Origin of the sequence: Sporosarcina sp. P17b (assembly GCF_002743115.1) — a bacterium.
Taxonomy (GTDB): Bacteria; Bacillota; Bacilli; order Bacillales_A; family Planococcaceae; genus Sporosarcina; species Sporosarcina ureae_C.
Genome location: NZ_PDYP01000003.1, coordinates 173,051 through 194,259 on the forward strand (window position 1 = coordinate 173,051; position 21,209 = coordinate 194,259).

21 protein-coding genes are annotated in these 21,209 nt (G+C 41.0%); 12 read left to right on the forward strand and 9 right to left on the reverse strand.

The features are described 5' to 3' along the window. Nucleotides 1-133 precede the first annotated feature (133 nt). From CSV76_RS04875 to CSV76_RS04885, 3 genes are read right to left on the reverse strand one after another with little or no spacing between them, the layout of a single operon-like run. On the reverse strand, nt 134-871 hold the full coding sequence (locus tag CSV76_RS04875; RefSeq protein WP_085427551.1) for an amino acid ABC transporter ATP-binding protein: 738 nt from the start codon (nt 869-871) through the stop codon (nt 134-136). Further along, on the reverse strand, nt 868-1,584 hold the full coding sequence (locus tag CSV76_RS04880; protein ID WP_085427552.1) for an amino acid ABC transporter permease: 717 nt from the start codon (nt 1,582-1,584) through the stop codon (nt 868-870). The genes CSV76_RS04875 and CSV76_RS04880 overlap by 4 nt, the downstream gene beginning before the upstream one ends. Further along, nucleotides 1,574-2,395 (reverse strand): amino acid ABC transporter substrate-binding protein, encoded by an 822-nt coding sequence (locus CSV76_RS04885; RefSeq protein ID WP_085427553.1) that lies wholly within the window; start codon nt 2,393-2,395, stop codon nt 1,574-1,576. Before CSV76_RS04885 ends, CSV76_RS04880 begins: the two co-directional genes overlap by 11 nt. Nucleotides 2,396-2,628: 233 nt before the next feature. On the opposite strand from CSV76_RS04885, the gene CSV76_RS04890 reads away from it, so the two are divergent. Further along, on the forward strand, nt 2,629-4,140 hold the full coding sequence (locus CSV76_RS04890) for an APC family permease (RefSeq protein ID WP_099624874.1): 1,512 nt from the start codon (nt 2,629-2,631) through the stop codon (nt 4,138-4,140). A 147-nt stretch (nt 4,141-4,287) separates the two neighbouring features. Here CSV76_RS04890 and CSV76_RS04895 read toward each other — a convergent pair whose 3' ends face one another. Then, nucleotides 4,288-5,784, reverse strand: a complete 1,497-nt coding sequence (locus CSV76_RS04895) for a DASS family sodium-coupled anion symporter (protein ID WP_099624875.1) — start codon at nt 5,782-5,784, stop codon at nt 4,288-4,290. Nucleotides 5,785-6,219: 435 nt separating this feature from the next. Between CSV76_RS04895 and nhaC the strand changes: the two genes are divergently transcribed. Then, nucleotides 6,220-7,599: a Na+/H+ antiporter NhaC gene (nhaC, locus tag CSV76_RS04900; protein WP_099624876.1), complete on the forward strand. Its 1,380-nt coding sequence runs from the start codon at nt 6,220-6,222 to the stop codon at nt 7,597-7,599. 3 nt (nt 7,600-7,602) lie between these two features. Here the strand turns inward: nhaC and CSV76_RS04905 are convergent, their stop codons facing one another. Then, nucleotides 7,603-8,553: a hypothetical protein gene (locus tag CSV76_RS04905; protein ID WP_099624877.1), complete on the reverse strand. Its 951-nt coding sequence runs from the start codon at nt 8,551-8,553 to the stop codon at nt 7,603-7,605. A gap of 117 nt (nt 8,554-8,670) precedes the next feature. Here CSV76_RS04905 and CSV76_RS04910 point away from each other — a divergent pair, with 117 nt between their 5' ends. The 8 genes from CSV76_RS04910 to CSV76_RS04945 all read left to right on the forward strand — a co-directional run bounded on the left by CSV76_RS04910 (nt 8,671) and on the right by CSV76_RS04945 (nt 15,280). After that, a complete protein-coding gene (locus tag CSV76_RS04910) occupies nt 8,671-9,285 on the forward strand; it encodes a DUF421 domain-containing protein (protein WP_085427558.1) in 615 nt (204 codons plus the stop codon). Nucleotides 9,286-9,694: 409 nt separating this feature from the next. After that, nucleotides 9,695-10,291, forward strand: a complete 597-nt coding sequence (locus CSV76_RS04915; protein ID WP_099624878.1) for an N-acetyltransferase — start codon at nt 9,695-9,697, stop codon at nt 10,289-10,291. 149 nt (nt 10,292-10,440) lie between these two features. Then, nucleotides 10,441-11,541 carry a helix-turn-helix domain-containing protein gene (locus CSV76_RS04920; protein ID WP_085427560.1) on the forward strand — a complete coding sequence of 367 codons (1,101 nt, stop codon included), beginning with the start codon at nt 10,441-10,443 and terminating at the stop codon, nt 11,539-11,541. Beyond that, complete coding sequence (locus CSV76_RS04925) at nt 11,538-11,765, forward strand: PLDc N-terminal domain-containing protein (RefSeq protein WP_099624879.1); 228 nt, start codon at nt 11,538-11,540, stop codon at nt 11,763-11,765. The genes CSV76_RS04920 and CSV76_RS04925 overlap by 4 nt, the downstream gene beginning before the upstream one ends. Then, complete coding sequence (locus CSV76_RS04930; protein WP_099624880.1) at nt 11,749-12,645, forward strand: ABC transporter ATP-binding protein; 897 nt, start codon at nt 11,749-11,751, stop codon at nt 12,643-12,645. The genes CSV76_RS04925 and CSV76_RS04930 overlap by 17 nt, the downstream gene beginning before the upstream one ends. After that, on the forward strand, nt 12,642-13,406 hold the full coding sequence (locus CSV76_RS04935; protein WP_099624881.1) for an ABC transporter permease: 765 nt from the start codon (nt 12,642-12,644) through the stop codon (nt 13,404-13,406). The genes CSV76_RS04930 and CSV76_RS04935 overlap by 4 nt, the downstream gene beginning before the upstream one ends. Before the next feature lie 95 nt (nt 13,407-13,501). Next, a complete protein-coding gene (guaC, locus tag CSV76_RS04940) occupies nt 13,502-14,485 on the forward strand; it encodes a GMP reductase (protein ID WP_085132109.1) in 984 nt (327 codons plus the stop codon). Between the two features lie 123 nt (nt 14,486-14,608). After that, nucleotides 14,609-15,280 carry an NAD(P)H-dependent oxidoreductase gene (locus tag CSV76_RS04945; RefSeq protein WP_099624882.1) on the forward strand — a complete coding sequence of 224 codons (672 nt, stop codon included), beginning with the start codon at nt 14,609-14,611 and terminating at the stop codon, nt 15,278-15,280. A gap of 267 nt (nt 15,281-15,547) precedes the next feature. Here the strand turns inward: CSV76_RS04945 and CSV76_RS04950 are convergent, their stop codons facing one another. After that, a complete protein-coding gene (locus tag CSV76_RS04950) occupies nt 15,548-15,865 on the reverse strand; it encodes a hypothetical protein (RefSeq protein WP_099624883.1) in 318 nt (105 codons plus the stop codon). Nucleotides 15,866-16,002: 137 nt separating this feature from the next. Further along, nucleotides 16,003-16,434 (reverse strand): hypothetical protein, encoded by a 432-nt coding sequence (locus CSV76_RS04955; RefSeq protein ID WP_099624884.1) that lies wholly within the window; start codon nt 16,432-16,434, stop codon nt 16,003-16,005. A gap of 588 nt (nt 16,435-17,022) precedes the next feature. On the opposite strand from CSV76_RS04955, the gene CSV76_RS04960 reads away from it, so the two are divergent. Beyond that, the gene (locus tag CSV76_RS04960) at nt 17,023-17,832 is read left to right on the forward strand and encodes a gluconate 2-dehydrogenase subunit 3 family protein (RefSeq protein WP_232319500.1); all 810 of its coding nucleotides are present in this window, start codon (nt 17,023-17,025) and stop codon (nt 17,830-17,832) included. A 21-nt stretch (nt 17,833-17,853) separates the two neighbouring features. Beyond that, entirely contained in the window at nt 17,854-19,599 is a 1,746-nt protein-coding gene (locus CSV76_RS04965; RefSeq protein ID WP_085427564.1) for a GMC family oxidoreductase, read from the forward strand. Between the two features lie 121 nt (nt 19,600-19,720). Here the strand turns inward: CSV76_RS04965 and CSV76_RS04970 are convergent, their stop codons facing one another. Both CSV76_RS04970 and CSV76_RS04975 read right to left on the reverse strand, forming a co-directional pair. Next, complete coding sequence (locus CSV76_RS04970) at nt 19,721-20,695, reverse strand: bile acid:sodium symporter family protein (RefSeq protein ID WP_085427565.1); 975 nt, start codon at nt 20,693-20,695, stop codon at nt 19,721-19,723. 208 nt (nt 20,696-20,903) lie between these two features. Next, the gene (locus CSV76_RS04975) at nt 20,904-21,209 is read right to left on the reverse strand and encodes a Zn-ribbon domain-containing OB-fold protein (RefSeq protein WP_085427566.1); all 306 of its coding nucleotides are present in this window, start codon (nt 21,207-21,209) and stop codon (nt 20,904-20,906) included.

Consider the following 21,209-nt stretch of genomic DNA (forward strand, 5'->3'; position numbering starts at 1 on the left):
GTAATAGAGCGCTCGCGGGGAATCTATGATCACTTACGCGATTTCTATGAGCATGCACTCAAATTACACCGTCACTTATTCAGCGCGCAAAAAAACGCTTGACTCCCCTTTAGGAGCCAAGCGTTTTCTCTAGTTATACTTGTAATAAACTCAAAAACTTCTTCGTTCGTTGATGTTGTGGATTCGTGAAGATTTCAGCAGGCGCACCACGTTCTACAATGATACCGTCATCAATGAAGATCACTTCATCAGCAACCTCTTTAGCGAATCTCATTTCATGTGTGACCACAGCCATCGTCATGCCTTCATGGGCCAAATCCTTCATGACACGAAGTACTTCTCCAACGAGCTCGGGGTCAAGGGCAGAAGTTGGTTCGTCGAACAACATAACTTTCGGGTCCATCGCAAGTGCTCGGGCAATGGCCACACGCTGTTGCTGACCGCCAGAGAGTTGGAAAGGATACTTCTCTTTATGATCAGCCAGTCCCACTTTATCTAGCAGCGATTCTGCCTTTAGAATGGCTTCTTTGTGTGACAACCTTTTGACTGTAGTAAGTCCTTCCGTCACATTGCCTGTTGCCGTCAGATGCGGGAATAGATTATAACTTTGAAATACCATTCCCGTTAGCTGACGAAATGCACTGATCGACTTTTTAGAAACAGAGGAATTGAAGTCCAATTTTTGACCGTCTATCGAAAGTATTCCGCCGTTCGGTGTTTCAAGTACATTTAAACAACGTAGCAACGTGGACTTACCGGATCCAGATGGTCCAATAATAACGACCACTTTACCCTGTTCTATCTCCAAGTCCACGTTTTTAATAACTTCTAAATCTCCAAATGACTTTTTCAGTCCTTGTATCGAAATCATGATAACCCTCCTGACTTACCGACAACGCGATCCAAACGTTTTTCAATTCTCCCTTGGAATATAGACAGAATGAAACAAATCACCCAGTAGACAAGAGCGGCCATAATATAAACGAATAGGAATTCATAATTCATGGAGGCAATTTCCTGGGCTCTTCTGAATGTCTCGGCTACTAAAATCGTCGCAGCAAGTGAAGTATCTTTTACTAATCCGATAAAAGAGTTAGAAAGTGGTGGAACCGATACACGAGCTGCTTGAGGTAAGACAATCTTACGCAACGCTTGAGAATAATTCATTCCAATTGAATAGGCCGCTTCCCATTGCCCTTTTGGGATAGATAAAATAGCCGCACGAATAATTTCCGATGCATACGCACCGACGTTCAATGAAAATCCTATGACAGCTGATGGGAATGGATCAATTGTGATACCAATCGTCGGCAAACCGTAAAAGATAATGAATAATTGTACAAGCAAAGGTGTTCCACGGATAATCGATACATACACCCGCGCTATTGCTTCTAAGAGTTTGTTAGAAGAGATCCTCGCCAATGCAGTAAAGATGGCGATAATCAGTCCAATACTAAATGCGATGATTGCCAAAGGAATTGTATACTTAATAGCCCCTTCAATCAAAGGCCCGATGGACGTTGATGCGATTTCTTGGAATCTCTGTATCCGTTCGGGACTTAGTGCAATCGTATTAAGATACATCTTCGCCGAACCATTTTTCGGAGATCGTCTTCAATGTACCGTCTTCACGCATCGCATCCAACGCTTTGTTTATTTCTTCTATTAGATCTTCGTTTCCTTGTCTAAATACAAAAGCACTTTCCGATTGATTGTCTTCGGAAATTTCTTCTTCCTCAACAATTTTAATTGGAGCATCCGGTTTTTGTTTTAAATAATCGAGTGCAGATAGTTTATCGTTATATGTGCCGTCCACACGTTTGGAAATTACTAAGTCGACACCTTGATTAAACCCATCGATTTTGATAATTTCTGCGCCATTTGCTTTCGCTAATTGCCCATAGTTACTAGTCAGTGTCTGAGCAGCTTTCTTACCTTCCATACCGTCAAACGCAATATCCTCGTCTGCACGAACAACCAAAACAGAGTTTGAATGTGTATAAGCTTGGGAAAACTCGTACTTTTCCTTGCGCTCTTCATTGATGCCGACTTGGTTGGCAATCATGTCAAATCGCTTAGCGTCTAGGCCTGCGAAAACAGCATCCCATTGTGTTTCAAAAAACTTTACTTCCACGCCTAATCGTTTTGCAATTTCTTGTGTGACTTCTACATCATATCCTGTTAACTTCCCCGATTCATCGTGAAAAGAAAAAGGTGCATAAGTTCCTTCTGTTCCTACATTGAGTACACCGTTTGCGAGAACTTCTTCTAGCAGACCGTCTTGCCCTGCCGGTTTTTCAGCGGAGTCATTGGGCTTACTTTCTTCTTTACCGCCACAGGCAACTAAAACAGCGGCCAATAAAACGAGCATAAATGGTAAAAGTACTTTTTTCATTTATAAAACCCCACTATTCTTATAAGTATTTGTTGTTTAGAATCATAAAAGATTTGATAGACTCTGTCAACATGTAGAGCTTGCAACACTCACTATTACACTATACAGAATTAACTAATAAAACTAAATAGTTTGCCTATAGGATATTGATATAACAATATCGATTGAATACGTTTTGAATCAATAAAGAAAGGGCATACAATCGCTATACTATTAATTAGGGGTTGGATCACATGGATCAAGGATCTGAGAATGCACGAAGGAAATTAAATAAAACATTGAAGCCATCATGGGTGTTTGCCATCGCACTTGGCTCATCAGTCGGTTGGGGAGCATTTATCCTACCAGGAGACTGGATTCGATCTTCAGGGCCACTCGGAGCAATCATCGGTTTGGGAATTGGTGCTCTAGTTATGATGATCATCGCTTCAAGTTATGGTGTAATGATTAAAAAGTTTCCGGTTTCCGGAGGCGGATTTACATATGCTTTTATAGCAGCAGGCAAAGTGTGGGCATTTATCTGTGGCTGGTTCTTGTCACTTGGATATATATCTATCGTCGCCTTGAATGCTTCTGCACTTACTTTATTACTTAAGTTTTTAGCGCCGGGTTTTATGAAACAAGGATTTCTTTATAGCGTTGCGGGATGGGACGTATACATACCTGAAATCATCATTGCCAGTTTGCTCATTCTAGCTTTCGCCTTCATCAACACAACAGGAACAAGTATTTCAGGACAAATTCAATTTTATTTCAGTGTCTTGCTCGTTGCCGGTGTCGTAGTACTCGGTATCTTCACATTCGCTGGGGCCGATCAACCACTTGAGAATTTGCAACCACTGTTTAAAGGTAACCAGTCGATAATTACTTCTATACTTGTAGTATTGGCCATTGCGCCTTGGGCATACGTCGGATTTGATAATGTGCCGCAAGCAGCGGAAGAATTCAATTTCTCACCTCGCAAAGCAACTATGCTAATTATTGCATCTCTGTTCACTTCATTTTTGATTTATGCAATCATGATTGGTTTGACTAGCTGGACATTCCCTGCATCAGCGAATATCGGTAGCGGTGATTTATGGGCAACAGGAGAAGTCGTTCGTTCTGCACTCGGTATTGGAGGATTAGCTGTTATGGCAGTTGCGATTGTCATGGGAATCTTTACAGGTTTGAATGGATTCTTCATGTCATCAAGCCGCCTATTGTTTTCTATGGCGCGTGCACGTGCATTACCTAACTTCTTCCGTGGGATGACTAAAAACCAAACACCGAAATGGGGTATTTGGTTCGTGGCCTTAATCACATTGCCGACTCCATGGTTTGGTCGTCAAGCATTGACATGGATCGTAGATATGTCATCAACAGGTGTATCTGTAGCCTACTTCTTCACTTGTCTTGCGGCGTTTAAAGTGTTGGCGTGGGGCAAAGAAGAAATGGGACGCGAGATCGAACCTTTGAAAAAGTTTTTAGCATTACTAGGTATGGTTGCAAGTGCAGCATTCTTGGCATTGCTACTTGTACCAACTTCACCTGCAGCACTTACAACACCTTCTTACTTACTATTACTCGCTTGGTCAATTGTCGGTGTGATCTTCTATGTGGTCATCCGCAAGCGCTATAACAGTTTGACACAAGAAGAAACCGAGTATTATGTGTTAGGTAAGTCCATCGAGTCTGAAGTAATGGAAGCTGCAACTGTAGAACCCGATACAGACTTGCCTGTTCCAGCACCTACTCGTTCATAGAAGTGTATGTAATAAAACAACCGCTACAAAGTTTTGTCCTGTGGCGGTTGTTTTTGTAAGGGAAGGATTGTTTTGGGCGCTATGCTGCGTTTCATCTACGTAAAAAAGCAGAGACATACTCAGTCTCTGCTTTCATTACGCCTAGTCTTATAAAAGTCCAATCCACTGCCAGTAAGTCGCACTGAGTAACAAGATGAGCAAGTACCCAATGATCGTAAGCGGAACGCCTGTCTTCAGGAAATCCTTTACTGAGAAGGCCCCTGTCCCATATGCCAACATGTTCTGTGGCGCACTGACTGGAAGCAAGAATCCGAAACTGATGACGAACTGTTGAATCAAAACGAATCCGACTTGATTGACATCTAGGGAAATCGTTGTTGCTAATGCAATAAATATCGGGATCAGTGCAGAGGACAAGCTCGTCGCACTGGCAAACCCGAGGTGAATCAAAATATTAAACAGTGACAACAAAGCAATCGTTGCGAGTAATGGCATAGTGTCTAAGCCCATCGCGCCGAACACTTTATCAGACAACCACTGTGCACCAGTTGTATCTAGTAATAGTGTACCCAATGAGATCCCTACTGCGAAAACGACAATCGTTCCCCACGGAATCATTTGCTGAACAGTTTTCCAGTCGAATACACCGATCTTCGGTGTCAGTAATATCGCAATGGCAACAATGGTGACAGTCGTTGTATCAAATGGATGCAATTTTTCTTCTGTAGCCCATAAGAAAAGTAAAGCAACTGCAACGACAATTAAGCGTAGTTCGGAAGCTTTGATTTTGCCCAATTCTTTTAATTGGCCCTCAATCAATTCCTTACCACCTTCTACTACTTGTGTTTCCGGCTTAATAACTAATTTCATGATGAAGAATAAAGCGATCGACATCAGAATAGACCATGGAGCTGCATACAAGAACCAAGAACTCCACGCGACGGATACACCGAACTCTTTCTCAATAAATCCGAGTGCCACCATATTTTGTGCAGCACCGGTTTTAATACCGACGTTCCAGATTGAAACGGATTGAACAGCCGTGATGACGAGCAATGCTCCCAATCGACTGTTTGTTGGCAATCCGAATGCTGCGACCATCCCAAGCAAAATCGGCACGACAGCACCAGCACGTGCCGTTGCACTTGGTACGAAGAACGCCAAGACGATTGATACGACGATGGAACCAAAGATAATAGCACCCGTCTTAACGCCAACTTTCGATAGAATGAAAAGTGCTAATCTTTTATGCAAGTTGGTCGTCTGCATGGCGGTTGCGAGGAACAATGCGGCCGCCACTAATGCAACAGCAGGACTCGAGAATCCGGCCAATGCCATTCTCAAGGCGTTTTTCGTCCCAAGTAGCTCCTCGGGGTTTTCCATATTTGGCGCGAGGCCAAGAAGTACTGCAGCTAAGCCGAGTATCATGGCTGCGCTAACAGGATACGGCACGGCTTCCGTCACCCATAAGATTACTGCGAAGGCTAGGATAGCTAGTGCTCTTTGTCCAACAACAGGTAGATCTGCCGGGTTAGGAAGTAAAACGATGGTTATGAGTGCGGCGAATGCCAAGAGTATCCACAATCCCTTTAGATTACGTTTCTGCTTCTCTGGATGAGGAGCAACTTCTTGTGCAGTTGTCACAAATACTCATTCCTTTCTATATATAGTTACTACTTATTATTACCCTAAATATTTCACCACTAACTGCCTTCGCGAAATATGTTGAAAAAAGGCAATAAAATAACATGTGGTATGGTTCAGAACACAGGTTTTATACACTAAAAAGACTGTTATTAGAAGTGGATCACTTCTCACAACAGCTGAATACTTATAATGCTTTCTATTGCTTTACATTTTCCAGCGTGAAGATAATCGGTCTATCCCTCTATTGACTTATCTTTCCGACGTGATAAAATTCAAAACGTTAACTATCTATATAGATAAAGAGCAATCTATTATATAATGAATCCATATCTTCCATGTTTTATTCGCAACAGCAAATAGACAGAGCGAAGTACTCCTTCGTCCTTTAAGGGGATGAAAGGAGTTTTTCTACATTTACAGGAGGTCATGAGTATGTTTCCAATTAAGGCGATTCATTCGCCAACCTTTAAAGCGTCGGTCATCCTGACTGTGCTAATCGTGGCGATGATCAGTGCTAGCATCATAGTATTTGATTCTGTACCACATGTACCTATTTTATTTGCTATTCTTTTATTATTTGGCTACGGATTATGGAAGAAGATTTCCTACAAAGAGTTGGAACGTGGTTTGGTGGAAGGAGCAAGTTCTGGAATGAGCGCAGTGTTCTTGTTCTTCTTCATCGGAGTTCTCGTGAGTAGCTGGATGATGGGTGGTACGATTCCAACCCTGATCTACGCTGGACTCCAAATCATTACGCCAACGTTTTTCTATGCCATCGTGTTCATCGTCACGGCCATTATCGGCTTATCTGTCGGTAGTTCATTGACAACTGTCGCTACGATCGGTGTAGCATTTATCAGTATGGCACATATTTTAGAGCTTTCTTTGCCTATTGCGGCAGGTGCGATTGTCTCGGGCGCATTTTTTGGAGATAAGATGTCACCGTTGTCTGATACAACCAACTTGGCCTCTTCGATTGTCGGTGTAGACTTATTTGAACATATACGCAATATGGGATGGACAACATTTCCCGCGTTCTTCATCTCACTGATCTTATTTGGTGTGTTATCGCCCAATGTAACATCAAGTGATTTTACGACAATCGAGAAATACAGTGATGCATTAATTGGCACTAACTTAATACATTGGTATACGTTGATCCCTGTAGCCGTGCTGATCATTTTGACATTCGTCAAAGTACCAGCAATTTTGACGCTGGCTGTTAGTGCATTGTCTGCTATTATTGTTGCCTACATCCATACCTTTTATGGAGCATCCGAAGTATTAAGTATTCTATTTAGTGGTTATGAAGGATCTACAGGCGTTGCAGTCGTGGATGAATTATTGTCTCGCAGTGACGGAATGGAAGGCATGATGTTCACGATTTCGCTTGTGTTACTGTCACTTAGTATGGGCGGCATGCTGTTCACATTAGGAATTGTCCAGTGCTTACTTGCGAAAATTGAAAGTGCATTACGTAAAGTGTCGTCCGTTATTTTGACGTCTGCACTTACTGCAATCGGTATCAACGTTTTGATCGGTGAGCAGTATTTATCTATCTTATTAACTGGTCAGGCCTTCCAATCCAGTTACGAGAAGGTCGGATTGGCGAATAAAAACTTGAGCCGTGTAATGGAAGACGCGGGAACGGTCATCAATCCCCTTGTGCCATGGAGCGTGGCAGGGATTTTCATCACGACCGTACTCGATGTACCGACCATTGCGTACTTACCTTTTGCGTTCTTCTGTTTATTGAGTCCCGTATTGACTGTATTATTCGGCTACTTGGGCAAGACACTGACACGTATTTAACAATTACGACATGATAATATCATCTTGTTGTTGATCAAGCTGCCGTATTTCCTCTTCAGAAGCTGCACGCTTTCTTGTTAGTTGGTCCTGTATACGTCGGACATCTTGCAGGACGGCGTGCAGCTTCTTTTTTGCATCCGTAATACGTGTATGAACCATCCAATCAGAGAAGATGTTATCAAAAAACACATCTGTAAATGTAAAGATGTCATTTTGATTCACTTGGAATGAATCGGTCGCCGCATCTTGAACATCCATAAGCTCCGTTTCGTAATGACGCAGTGCACGCTGAGCTTGTTGTACCAGATCATCAGAGCTATTGATTTCAGAGTACTTGAGTGCGGAGACGAATATTCCTCCACCTAAAAAAGTATCCCACATCGATATACCTTCTGCTGAATCTAATTTTTTCATCGCACCATCCAGTGCACGTTTTGCTTTTTCTCCGGCTTCCAGTGCTTCGTCAATTTCACGCACCATCGCGAATACTCGCACCCGACCATCCGCTATTTTCTGTAATGTTTGATTGGCCACTGAATCATTCATACGGATCCACGACTCTTTTTCTCTCAGTAAATCCTCCCAGTCTTCCACAATGTACATGAAGTCAGGATGTTCTAGCTTCTTTCGTAAGTCTTGCTCTTCTTCTGACAAGTCTATGACGTTCTTTTCTGCTTCGTTAAACTTCAATTCTGCTTGAGCAGCTTCTTCAATTTCCTTTTTCATTTTTTCATCCCACGTACCTGTCCATTCACTGATTTTATTGGCAAATGAAAATTTACCCAGCTTCACAACATCTTGTTGCTCTTTTGTCAGTTGGCGGTGAAGTTGATCACGCGTTTTCTTCATAGCAAGTAGTTTTTCACTTGTCTGCTCCAAACGTTTGAGCAGTCGTCTATGATTCATTCTTTTTTCTTGCAAGGTATATTGTCTTTCATGAATATCTTGTCTCATATCCATCACTCCTTTATTGTTATACGGAGATACATTGAATAAGGATTCACAATCTTCACGCATACTCCGTAGAGATTTTCTCATACTAAAGAAAACTCACGAAAAGGCGTGTGCATAATGGATTTCGATTCAATTTGGAAAGCGGTACTCATTATCGTGACGGGAATACTGCTTTTGCATATTTCCGGACGCAAGTCTATATCTCAAATGACGATTGGGCAAACCGTATTGATGATCGCGGTTGGTACATTGCTAATTCAACCTGTAGCAAGCAAAAATTTATGGCAAACTCTTTTGCTTTCATTTATTTTAGTGCTGACACTTTTTTTCTTTGAACTATTGGCATTGAAGTGGAATTCTTTCGAAGGGCTTTTACGAGGAAGATCAAAAGTCGTGATCGAAAATGGGATTCTTAAAGTATCTACGATGAAAAAACTCCGTTTAACTGTGGATGAATTAGAAATGCATTTACGGCAAAATAGCATCGAAAGAATTGACGATGTAAAATGGGCGACTATAGAAATGAGTGGACAGCTCGGCTATGTTTTAGTCGACCGCAAGCAATACGCAACGAAAGAAGACATTGCAAGACTTCAGCTGACGTTAGAAGAAATGAGTAGCCAACTGAATCTCGATCATCCCATTACCAAAGAGACTAAGCCGATCATTGAGAGTTCCACTCTATTTACAGAAATAGAACACCCCACTTCCGTGCCGAAATCCCTTGAATAAAAGTTTAACGAGCGAGTTAACGGGGGAAGTTACTTATAACAACTCCAAAACCGAGAGGAAGAAAAGCATATGATTAGAGTAATTAAAAAGTTAGTAAAATGGGGAATGGTGTTATATCCTGTAGTAAAAACAGTGATGAATGAAAAGAAAAAGAAAGAGGCTTATTCAGGCGCTAAAGGGCGTAGATAAAGCACAAACTTACCAGACGGGAGATCTAGATCTTCCATCTGGTTTTATTATTATAATAAAAAAGTTAAATTTATTTATAAAAAAAGGTTTATTTTCTCCCATAAAAGAGTATACTAAGGTAAGAGGATTTTTTTCTGACCACTTTTTTCCTCACTATTGTTTGAACCCCAAACAAAAAGCTCCTGGTACACTAGATTACCTACGGAGGAGAATTTAACACATGCATTGGTACAACAAATTAAAAGAGTATTTTCCGATTGAAGAGATGAAGTCACAGGAACATATGGAGACATTACTGAATGACAAGAGCAATGTCTACTATAAAGAGGAAGGTCCGAAGCACGTATTAATGTACGTTGAGACGGAAGACTTCGTTTTCGTTGACTATCTTTTCGTATCTTCAGCCGCACGTGGTGAAGGGTTAGGAAAAAAACTATTGGATTCGTTGAAAACCAAGAACAAACCTATTTTACTGGAAGTTGAACCAGTAGACGAATCAGAACCAGATACTGAGAAACGACTGAAGTTCTATGCACGTGAAGACTTCACGCACGCACGGAATATTGGTTATAACCGTCGTTCATTGGCAACTGGTGAACAAACAATCCTCGAAATTCTATACTGGGCACCCCCGCAGTCTTCAAAAGCGGATGAAAAAGAAGTATTCAGCGCGATGAAAACAACCTACGAAGAAATTCACACCTACAAAGACCAAGATTTCTATGGAGATTCATACGATGCGACTGATAAGGTTCTTCAATATCAAGCAAAACCAAAAAAGAATATTTTAGAAGCTTTCGAATCAATAAGCGTATGACGAGAAGCCGGTCTTTCATAGACCGGCTTTTTTGTGTTCTTCTACATAACTCTACTCAGTTGACTCTTCGCTTCGTAAATCATCTAACAGTTGATTGAATCAACAGTCGCTTTACCGTAAACTGAAATAGAAGAGAAAGGTGTGAATCCATGCTACGAATAGGCGCTGTTATTTTACAGGAACGAAAGCGACTTAAGATTACTCAAGATACACTAGCTGCTCACTGTCTGGTATCGAAAGCCTCCGTTTCTAAATGGGAAAAGGGATTGAGCTATCCGGATATTACATTGCTACCTCAAATTGCTTCTTATTTTGAACTTACGGTTGATGAATTACTTGGCTATGAACGGCAACTTTCTAAAGAAGCCATTCAAACTCACTATTACGAATTCGCTGCCCGCTTTGGTAAAGAACCGTTTTCGCATGTCTATACGGAAGTAGAATCACAAGTCAAAATCTACTATCACGATCCTGCATTCCTGCTGCAAATGAGTATTTTATTGCTCAACCATCATATGCTGAGCGAAGATAGTCATTCTGTGTTGCAAAAAACTGATTGCTGGCTGGAACGGATTGGTCAACTGAGTGAAGATGTCTGGGTATTGCGACAAGCAAATTCTTTGCGTGCAACTGTCGCATTGATGCAGGCGCGTCCTGAAACGACATTGGAATTATTGGACGGCGTCATCAAGCCGAGTATTGGTGATGAAATTCTGCTAGCTACCGCCCATGAACAACTGGGCGACCAAGAGGAAGCGATGCGTGTCATTCAAGTCATGATGTATCAAAACGTAATTCAACTTGTTGGCAGCAGTCCTCTCTATTTACGACTTTCCGCTTCAAATGAACAACTATTTAATGAAACCATCCACCGAATAGAAGGATTAATTGAGCTATATTCGATGCGGACACTCCATCCAAATGTGTGCTTGCAATTTTATTTTAGCGTAGCACAATGTGCAGCCCTTTCATCCAACCGAACGTTACTCTATCTATACTTAAAGAAGTATGTAGATGTATGTGTTCATGATCTATTTCCTTTTTCATTACGCGGTGATGAATACTTCGACTTGCTGGAAAGTTGGTTAAAACAATTGGATTTAGGCACAAACGCACCACGCAATACCGAAATTATCAAGCAATCCATACTAGAGTCGATGGATGCGCCATTCTTTGAGTCATTTAAACAAGACGATGAAATGCAGGAGTTACAACAAAGACTACGCTTTGGATTGGAGGGGTGTTCATGAATACAGATATGGCTTTACTAATAGAATACTTGCCATTTTTAATTCCACTCATTATTTTACAACTAGGTCTAGCTATCTTTTCAGCGATCCACGTCGTTCGTCATCCGCATTACCGCTTCGGAAATCTAGTAATGTGGTTGTTGATCGTTCTATTAGTGCAATTTATCGGACCGTTGATATATTTCGTTTTCGGAAGAGGTGATCACGATGGTCGTACAAATTAATGGAGTAACGAAGAGATTTGGGAACCATGAAGTGTTACGAGATATCCATCTCAATATCCCCGAACATACTATTTTTGGATTTGTCGGTGCCAATGGCTCGGGCAAGACGACACTGATGAAATGTATGCTCGGTTTGTTACCGCTCAATGCTGGGTCTATCACGATTGCAGGTGAACCCGTGACGTTCGGGGAAACCAAGTCCAATCAATATGTTGGCTACTTGCCGGACGTTCCTGAATTTTATCCATTCTATACCGCAACGCAGTATTTAGAGTTATGTGCAGTCATTACAAATATAGCTGAAATAGAACGCCAAGAAAGAATTGCTGAATTACTTGAATTGGTAGGGTTAGCAGGAACTCATTCTTTAATTAGCACGTATTCAAGAGGAATGAAACAACGACTGGGAATCGCACAAGCATTACTAAACAAACCGAAACTTCTTATTTGCGATGAACCGACTTCCGCCCTGGACCCAGCTGGTCGTGCGCAAATTCTTTCTATTCTACAAAAGGCGAAAGCGGAAACAACGGTTTTCTTCTCCACGCATATCGTTTCTGACGCAGAACAAATCTGTGATCACGTCGCCATGTTACATGAAGGTACTATTATATTCCAAGATGAGTTGGCTCATCTGAAACAACAATCCACAGGACAATTCGTCTTTACTTTTTCCATATGTGCAGACGAAGTGATGGAACGCTTGCAACACACTGCCTTTGACATGAAGGTAGAGAACAACCAATTAATTGTAAGTTTACATGACGATAGTTCACAGATGGCTTTCATGCAAGCACTCATCAACCAAAATATCCTCATCCAATCGATGCATCCTCGAACACGTTTACTTGAGCAACTAGTATTGGAGGTGCTGGAATGAACCAGTGGCTCGGCTTTTTAAAGAAAGAATGGTTCGAAAGTGTAAAGTCGTATAAGCTATTGCTGATTATAGTCATTTTCTCGATTCTTGGTATATTGAACCCTTTCACGGCAAAAATCACTCCCCTTCTGTTTGAACAATTCATGCCTGAAGGTGCATTCGTCAATCTGCCTGAACCTAGCGCACTTGACTCTTGGATGCAATTCTATAAAAACGTTCCACAAATGGGATTGATCGTGTTTATTCTATTATTCAGTACGATGATGTCGAAGGAGCTGGAGAAAGGTACGCTAGTGATTTTGCTGACGAAAGGATTACGCCGCAGCACCGTCATTACGACAAAGTTCTTTATGGCACTTTGTTATTGGACGCTAGCTATCGCGCTGGCATTCACTATCACATACGCTTATACCGCTTATTACTGGGATCAAAGTCAACTGCACCATCTACTATTTGCAGCTAGTTGTCTTTATGTATTCGGCATACTTTTACTAGCGGTTACATTATGGGGCAACACTTTATTCGCGACGCCTTATGGCGGAACACTCGTCACATTACTTGTCGTGATTTTCTTATTTATTGTAGCTATATTTCCGAATTCAGCTAAATGGAATCCCCTTGAACTACTGACGGCTTCGCACAAACTATTAACTGGTGAACTGACACCATTAGACTTATGGATTCCTTACGCTATTACTTTGTTTATCGCAACCCTAGTCGTCTTACTGACTGTGTCACATTTCAAGAGGAAATTGCTATGAGAGCGTTGACATCGAATTGAAAATCATGTAAATTACAAAAGGACGAACAATCCAACATGATTTTATAAAAACATTCGTTTATAGAGGTGATTGTAATGGAAACCGTATTTGACTATGAAGATATACAGCTAGTTCCAGCAAAATGTGTGGTAGAAAGCCGCTCAGAATGTGATACATCCGTTATGTTAGGTGGTCACACGTTTCGTTTACCGGTCGTTCCCGCTAACATGCAAACGATTATTGACGAAAAAATTGCGATTCAATTAGCAGAGGAAGGCTATTTCTATATAATGCATCGTTTCAATCCTGAAACACGAGTAGATTTCATCAAAGATATGCACGCTCGCGGTTTAATTGCGTCGATCAGTGTCGGTGTTAAAGAAGAAGAGTACGGATTCGTTGAGCAATTGGCGATTGATGCACAAGTTCCTGAATTCATCACCATCGATATCGCACACGGTCATTCCAATCAAGTCATCCGCATGATCCAGCATATCAAAAAGCATTTGCCGATGAGCTTTGTCATTGCAGGTAACGTTGGCACACCTGAAGCTGTACGTGAATTGGAGAATGCAGGTGCTGACGCAACGAAAGTCGGTATCGGGCCAGGGAAAGTATGCATTACGAAAATCAAGACAGGATTTGGCACAGGCGGTTGGCAACTAGCGGCTGTTCGCTTATGTGCAAAAGCTGCATCTAAACCAATTATCGCAGACGGCGGAATTCGCACACATGGCGACATCGCTAAATCTGTACGTTTTGGCGCAAGCATGGTCATGGTTGGCTCATTATTCGCAGGTCACGAGGAATCTCCCGGACAGACTGTGGAGCAAGATGGTCAATTATATAAGGAATATTTTGGTTCGGCTTCTGAATTCCAAAAAGGCGAAAAGAAGAATGTTGAGGGCAAAAAAATGTTCGTGGAATATAAGGGACCATTGAAAGACACATTGATTGAAATGGAGCAAGATCTTCAGTCTGCTATTTCCTATTCAGGCGGCAAGACATTAAGCTCGATCCGCACTGTTGACTATGTGATTGTAAAGAATTCTATTTTCAATGGCGATAAAGTATTTTAATTTATTTCAACCGATTGGATATTTTACTCCAATCGGTTTTTTCGTCTGTAGTCTAGTAAGTTGAGTTTACTCTCCCCTATTCGTAAGATAGAAGAATATGTATTTACTGAGGGCGTGATTTAATTGAGAACACAGACTGAACAGATCAAGAAACAAGTACTCGATGCATTTCAATTTCGTCATGCGACAAAGTTATATGATGAAACAAAAGTAATTTCGGATGAAGACTTCGCTTATATTCTCGAAGCAGGCAGACTATCACCCAGTTCATTAGGTTCAGAGCCTTGGAAGTTTCTAGTCGTACAGAGTCCTGAAATGCGTGATAAGTTAATGCCTGTCTGCCCTGGCGCAGTTGAAAAGTTAAGAACTGCGAGCCATTTCATCATTTTGCTTGCTCGTAAAGGTGTGCGCTATGACTCTGAGTACTTAATCAGCCAAATGAAAGACATTCAGCAGATGCCGGCTGGAATGATTGAAACGGTGTCTGGCCACTATAAGAATTTCCAAGAGCTTAATAATATTTTAGATACTGAACGTTCATTGTTGGATTGGTCATCTAAGCAGACGTATATTGCGCTTGGTAATATGTTGACAGCAGCTGCAATGATCGGTATAGATTCCACGCCAATGGAAGGATTTAGTCCTGTTGGGCTTGAGAAGGTGCTGGCAGATGAAGGGTTGCTTGGAGATGGAGAGTTTACGCCGTCTGTATTGGCAGCGTTTGGTTATCGTCAAGCGGATCCTGCGCGTCCGAAAACACGACATTCGTTGGAGGATGTAGTGGAGTGGGTGTAAATTCTTTATACCATGTAAAAATGCTATCTTTCGTAATGAAAGATAGCATTTTTACTTGGAGTCGGTTAATTAGCTTTTGAGAACGTTGATCTGCGCTCCAGCCGGACGCGTGTCCTATGGGTGGGCGGTGAACCACACCTCTTCGCTATGCTTCGATGAGTGTTTCACCTGTCCCACTGATCCTCCCGGAGCCGGCTTCCGCTCCGATCAACTAAGCGACTACTAATAAGCTTCTTCCACAATCGCGCCCGTTAACGGAATAACCACTTAATTTTTCGGGAGAATACCATTCGTTATCTTATTCACCACTTTGTCTGATAATTTTCCAATAAGAATAAGTACAAGGAAAACAATAACAAGAAAGCTAAGAGCTTGTAAAAAGATATTTGTAAACTGTTCCATAATCCAATTTCGACCGTAATAAATGAGAGTGGTGACAACGATAATATCAAAAATAAGAGTTAAAAAAACGCCTAGAAGTTGGCTTTTATTCAGCTTTTTAAACTCTCTTAATGTTTCTTTGTTTTTTATAAAAATACGTGTAACTAGTAATATAAGTAAAAAAATCAAGATAAAATCGGTCAAGTTTTCCCTCCTAACCTAAAGAATAACTCTAACGTGATCTGGCCCGATTGTTTTATATGGTTGCCTTTAAGGCAGCCCCATCGCCTGAAGATGATCTATTCAACAACTGCGCCCGATTGATGAACAAAATACTACCATTAATATTCAATAATATTTAACCATTGACCATCGGGACCGATAGTTACATGAGGAATCTTATTCGATTCAAATATCTTAAAAAGATTATTGCTCTTCTTGTTTTCCTTAAATAAATTATCAGATATATCGATATTTGAAAAAACTATATCGATCACGGCTGACCTTAAATAAAATTCATAAATAAAATGTTTTTCTCTGTCTTTTACAAAACCAATATAACCTGTAGTTTTTGGGAATACGTGCGGCAATTTAACTTCTCTAACTTTGATAAAATGGTTTGAAAGCTCATTAATTAACTCTTTTTCCCAGTCAGGGATAATGGCATATATAAAACATTCTTGAGTATAAAAAGAAGAAATTATTCCAATAAAATCTGCTTTAGATATATTTTCATCAAGCACTATCTCCTTTGCTATTGAAGAACCACTCATCAACATCACACCTCTTTTCCAAAATCACACATTTATTTAACTTGTTATTTGTACAACAATCTGGCCCAGATTGTTGAATAGCCTACTTCACTTATCTATACGTCCTACCCCACGACAAGTTACATAAAATTAACCATTCTACTTACCAATGACTCTATTCTAATTATTAATGTTTGTACAGTAAGTATATTATTTCCATATATGAAAACACAAATTTGTCATTAATTTTCCAAGTTATAAAACTTGATAAAGGGTGCTAGCATTCATTACTCAGTATTAAGTGGGAATTTGTTGTGTTTTGAGTATATTGACCATTAACTCACCTATGGTCAGATGAAGAGTTACTTGGAGACAAGGGGTTAAAGCGACTTTTTGATTACCGTCAAAAGAATCGCATGCTCAAATACATATTAGTATACCTATGTTTTCATATAAGGCAGGCGATATTGTTAGTCGAATTATATTTCAATACTCACAATATCACAGCAGAAGTGTAAAAACATTATAGTTTATAACATAAATATTAGGGTAAATGAGACTAATAGACTGAATACTTTGCATATAGCATTTTTCGAAGGAGGAGATACAGTGTCTGATGAGAAACGCAATAGCACAGAGTCACCTGAAAATGTAAGCGCTGCAAAAGATCCTAGTAGACGCCGGTTTATGAAAAATACTGGCATGGTCGTGGGTGGTGTTGCAGGTGGGTCAATTCTTGGCGGTTTATTTACAAGAGAATTTGGATCTAATCAATCTAATAACTCAAATGCGCCTTCGAGTGAAGCGAAAAGCCCCTCCCCCGCAAGAGCAAGATTGTACTTTACTAGGTTTTCGGATTTCGTAGTTTTAGAACAAGCAACGGAACGTATTTATCCAGAGAATGATAACGGACCGGGTGCCATTGGACTAGATGTGCCTTACTTTATCGATAAACAACTCGCTGGGGACTACGGCTCGAATAGAAAAGATTATATGGACGGTCCCCTGCGACCAGTATCGAATGTCGATACGTATCAAACACTCATGAATCGAGGCGAAGTATTTATTGAAGGTCTTCGAAAAATAAATTCTGAGAGTGAAGATCGTCATGGCGAGAGATTCGAGAATATTGACGGAGAACAGCAAGATGCCATTTTACAAGACTTCGAAGACGATAAAATAGAAATGGAAGGGGTCCGCTCGCGGATATTCTTTAATCTATTACTTCAAATGACAATAGAAGGTGCTTATTCCGATCCTGTGTACGGAGGCAATAAAGATATGCAGGGGTGGAAAATGAAGGAACATCCAGGCATTCGCGCGAGCTATGTAGATTTAATTGATTCTGAAGAATTCCAAAAACTTGACCCAGTGAGTTTAACAGACTATCAACCATCATCAAAACAAGGAAAGTCATAACTGTTTAAAGGGGGAGATCTAGTGGCTGAAAAAATGAAGAAAGTAGATGTCGTAGTCGTAGGCGCTGGTTGGGCTGGCGGAATAGTCGCTGCCGAACTAACTAAAAAAGGATACAATGTAGTGGGTCTAGAACGTGGTAAAGAACAGTCTATTAGCGACTTCGTTGGTTCAAAGGATGCATTACGCTATGATGCTAGATACGACATGATGGAAGACCATACTATACAGACTATCACCGGCCGTAGAAATGAAAATGAGGAAGCCTCTCCTCTACGAACTCAAAAAGAAAACTACGAAGGTACCAATGTCGGCGGCAGTGGTTCTCATTGGTCAGGTGTGACACATCGTGCTACTCAGTTTGATTTTGAAGCACGGACTAAAACGATAGAAAAATATGGAGAAGATAAAATTCCAGCAGAGATGTTCTTGCAAGATTGGGGAATTACTTACGACGAGATGGAAAAATATTATGATCAATTTGAAAAGATGGCAGGAACATCTGGTGAAAAAGATCCGATTGGCGCCCCGCGGAGCTCAGATTATCCTACACCGCCTACAAAAGAAGTACCCGCAATCAAACTATTTAAAGAAGCAGCAAGAAATCTAGGGTACCATCCTTTTCAGATCCCGTCTGGTAACGTTACGGAACGATACGAAAATCCAGATGGACAAACAATCAATGCTTGTCAATACTGTTCATATTGCATGAGGTATGGATGTGATTTTGGTGCAAAATCCGATCCATTAGTCACTGTAATACCTACAGCAAGAGAAACTGGAAACTACGATCTCAGACCGAATGCGTATGTTCGCCGAGTACTTCATGAGAACGGGAAAGCTACAGGCGTTGTTTATGTAAATATGAAAACACGAAAAGAGTATGAACAACCTGCTGACGTTGTAGTGCTTGCAGGGTACACACTTTCCAACAATAAATTAATGCTTCTATCGGAAATCGGAACTCCGTACGATCCTAAAACTAAAACAGGGGTCATCGGTAAAAATGCTGGTGGATTTACTGGTTCAAGTAGCGGTGTAGCCACAGGTTTCTTTGAAAACAAAAAATTTAACTTGGCGATGGGTGCAGGTGCACTTGGAGGTACTTTCAGTGATTTTGACAGTGATAATCTAGATACGACTGATCTAAACTTCATTGGTGGAGGAATCGTTGAATTTAGGTTACATGGTGAAGATGCGATTGGCTATAATGCAGTCCCTAAAGGTACACCTAGATGGGGTAAAGAATTCAAGGAGAAGTCGTTGCATTATACAAATAGAAATCTTTCTCTTCACTTTAAGCCACCTAATTACGGTTGGTCATTTAACTATATGGATCTCGATCCTACTTACAAAGATAGTTTTGGGGACCCTCTTTTACGTGTAACGATGACTCTTACGGACCATGAAAAGGAATTGAGAAAGTTCGGAAGAGAAAAGTTAGCGGAAGTTATGGAAGAAATGGGTGCCGATATAGTCGAGGTGGATGATATACCGGAAGATTGGAATTATACACAAGGCGGTGGTGAAGCAGGTGGTGGTGTCTTGATGGGGGATGACCCATCCATATCAGCTGTCAATAACTATTTCCAGTCGTGGGACATGGAAAACTTGTTCGTTGTCGGTGCCTCCGCCCTTCCACAAAAAATTCCTCAGCAAACAGCAACTGTAGGTGCTTTTTCGTACCGCGCCTCAGAAGGAATCGATAAATACATGACCGGTGACGGTGGATTATTGGTAGAACCCAAAACGAATAACGTCAACGTATAAACTTACAGTGATTATTTATAATAAAGACCATACTAAAACTAGAGATGACTACCGTGTATTACGGAATTCATCTCTAGTTTTTTAGACTGTTTACATTGAACTGATGTTGACAAACGACACTTTACCCCTCACTTACCATCTGTACTTCCTCGTTATCTAACCTAAATTTATTTTCAAATAGACTTGCCATCAACGCGCCAATAGTCAAATTCATCACCATATTAGCAACTGCAGGTACTGCGGCGAGTGATCCGAAGTGTTCCATTGCAAGTGTTGCAGCGAGTGCAGTATTGCAAATGCCTGTATGGAATAAAATTGCACGAGCATTGCGTTCTGGTACGCCTAGCCATCTCGAGATAAAGTAGCCGGCGCCCATTGGTATACTGACTTGTAGTGTAACCGCCACGAATACAAGCGGTAGAACGGATAAGTTCTCAGATAGTGCTTGTTGAGCATTCGAGATAACCGATAAGATGACTAGAAATAACGCAAGTTGAGACAAGACACTCGTATATGGTTTGACCTTCTCAACTTGGCGCTGAAATTTCCACTGGATCAATAAACCCGCAACTAATGGGAAGAAGACGATGTAAATAATATTTAGAAATAAAGGCCAGAATTCAATCGGTATAAAGCGTCCCGCGAATGTCTGCAGTAGAACTGGCGTCAGTACAGGTGAAATGAATGTATCCAATGTCGCCATTGTAATACTGAGCGCGACTTCTCCACCGGCTATGAATGTGTAAATATTTGCAGACGTTCCGCTTGGTACTGTCCCCGCTAAAATAATCCCGGTTGCAATCTCTGCTTGGTTGCTGAAGAATAGATAAGCAACTCCTATGGATACACCCACCATGATTGTCCATTTCAAAAAAACGCCGAGTAAAGCGTGTTTTGGATTTTTAATCACTTCAAGCAATTTTTCCGATGAAAGTGATAGCCCCATCAGAAAGAAGATCGTGCCTAATCCGAAGCCTGTTAATTGGCGGATCGAAATAAACGTATCCGGAATGACATAGGCAATGATAGATAAGAGAACGATCCAAAGCGGTAAATACTTTGAAATAATTTTAGATATAGTTTGTATAGCTTTCACGTGTTTCTCCTCCTTACGAGGAAGTCCGTATGTATTTTCTATGAGCGGTTTCATTATTGCTAAGAGCGATTATCGAATGCCTATGAGCGGATAGAAGCCGAGTATGATCGCTTGGGGTATGCAATAGAGCGGTTAAGTTGTAACTATGAGCACTTAACGCGAATCAATGAGCATTCCCATGACTACCGCATACACCTACACTTGCTACTCAGCACTTACGGTAAATATACGCTCCATCCTCTATATGATGAAGTTCCGCAGCATCCCCGATCTCAACAACTGCATCCATTCTAACAGTGACCTTGGCTTTAGACTCATTTAACTGTATGAGCGCCACGGTATAAGGTGCAAGATGCGCAAATTCAGCGGGCGCGATATGAATGTCGGTATAACTGTAGACTGTTCCCTTCGTGGAAACATCTTGCTCCTGTAATTTCCCAGTTCCACAGTTAGGGCAGCGATATTTATTGGAAACACTGGCATATTCACATTGATCGCATTGATAGACTTTCAT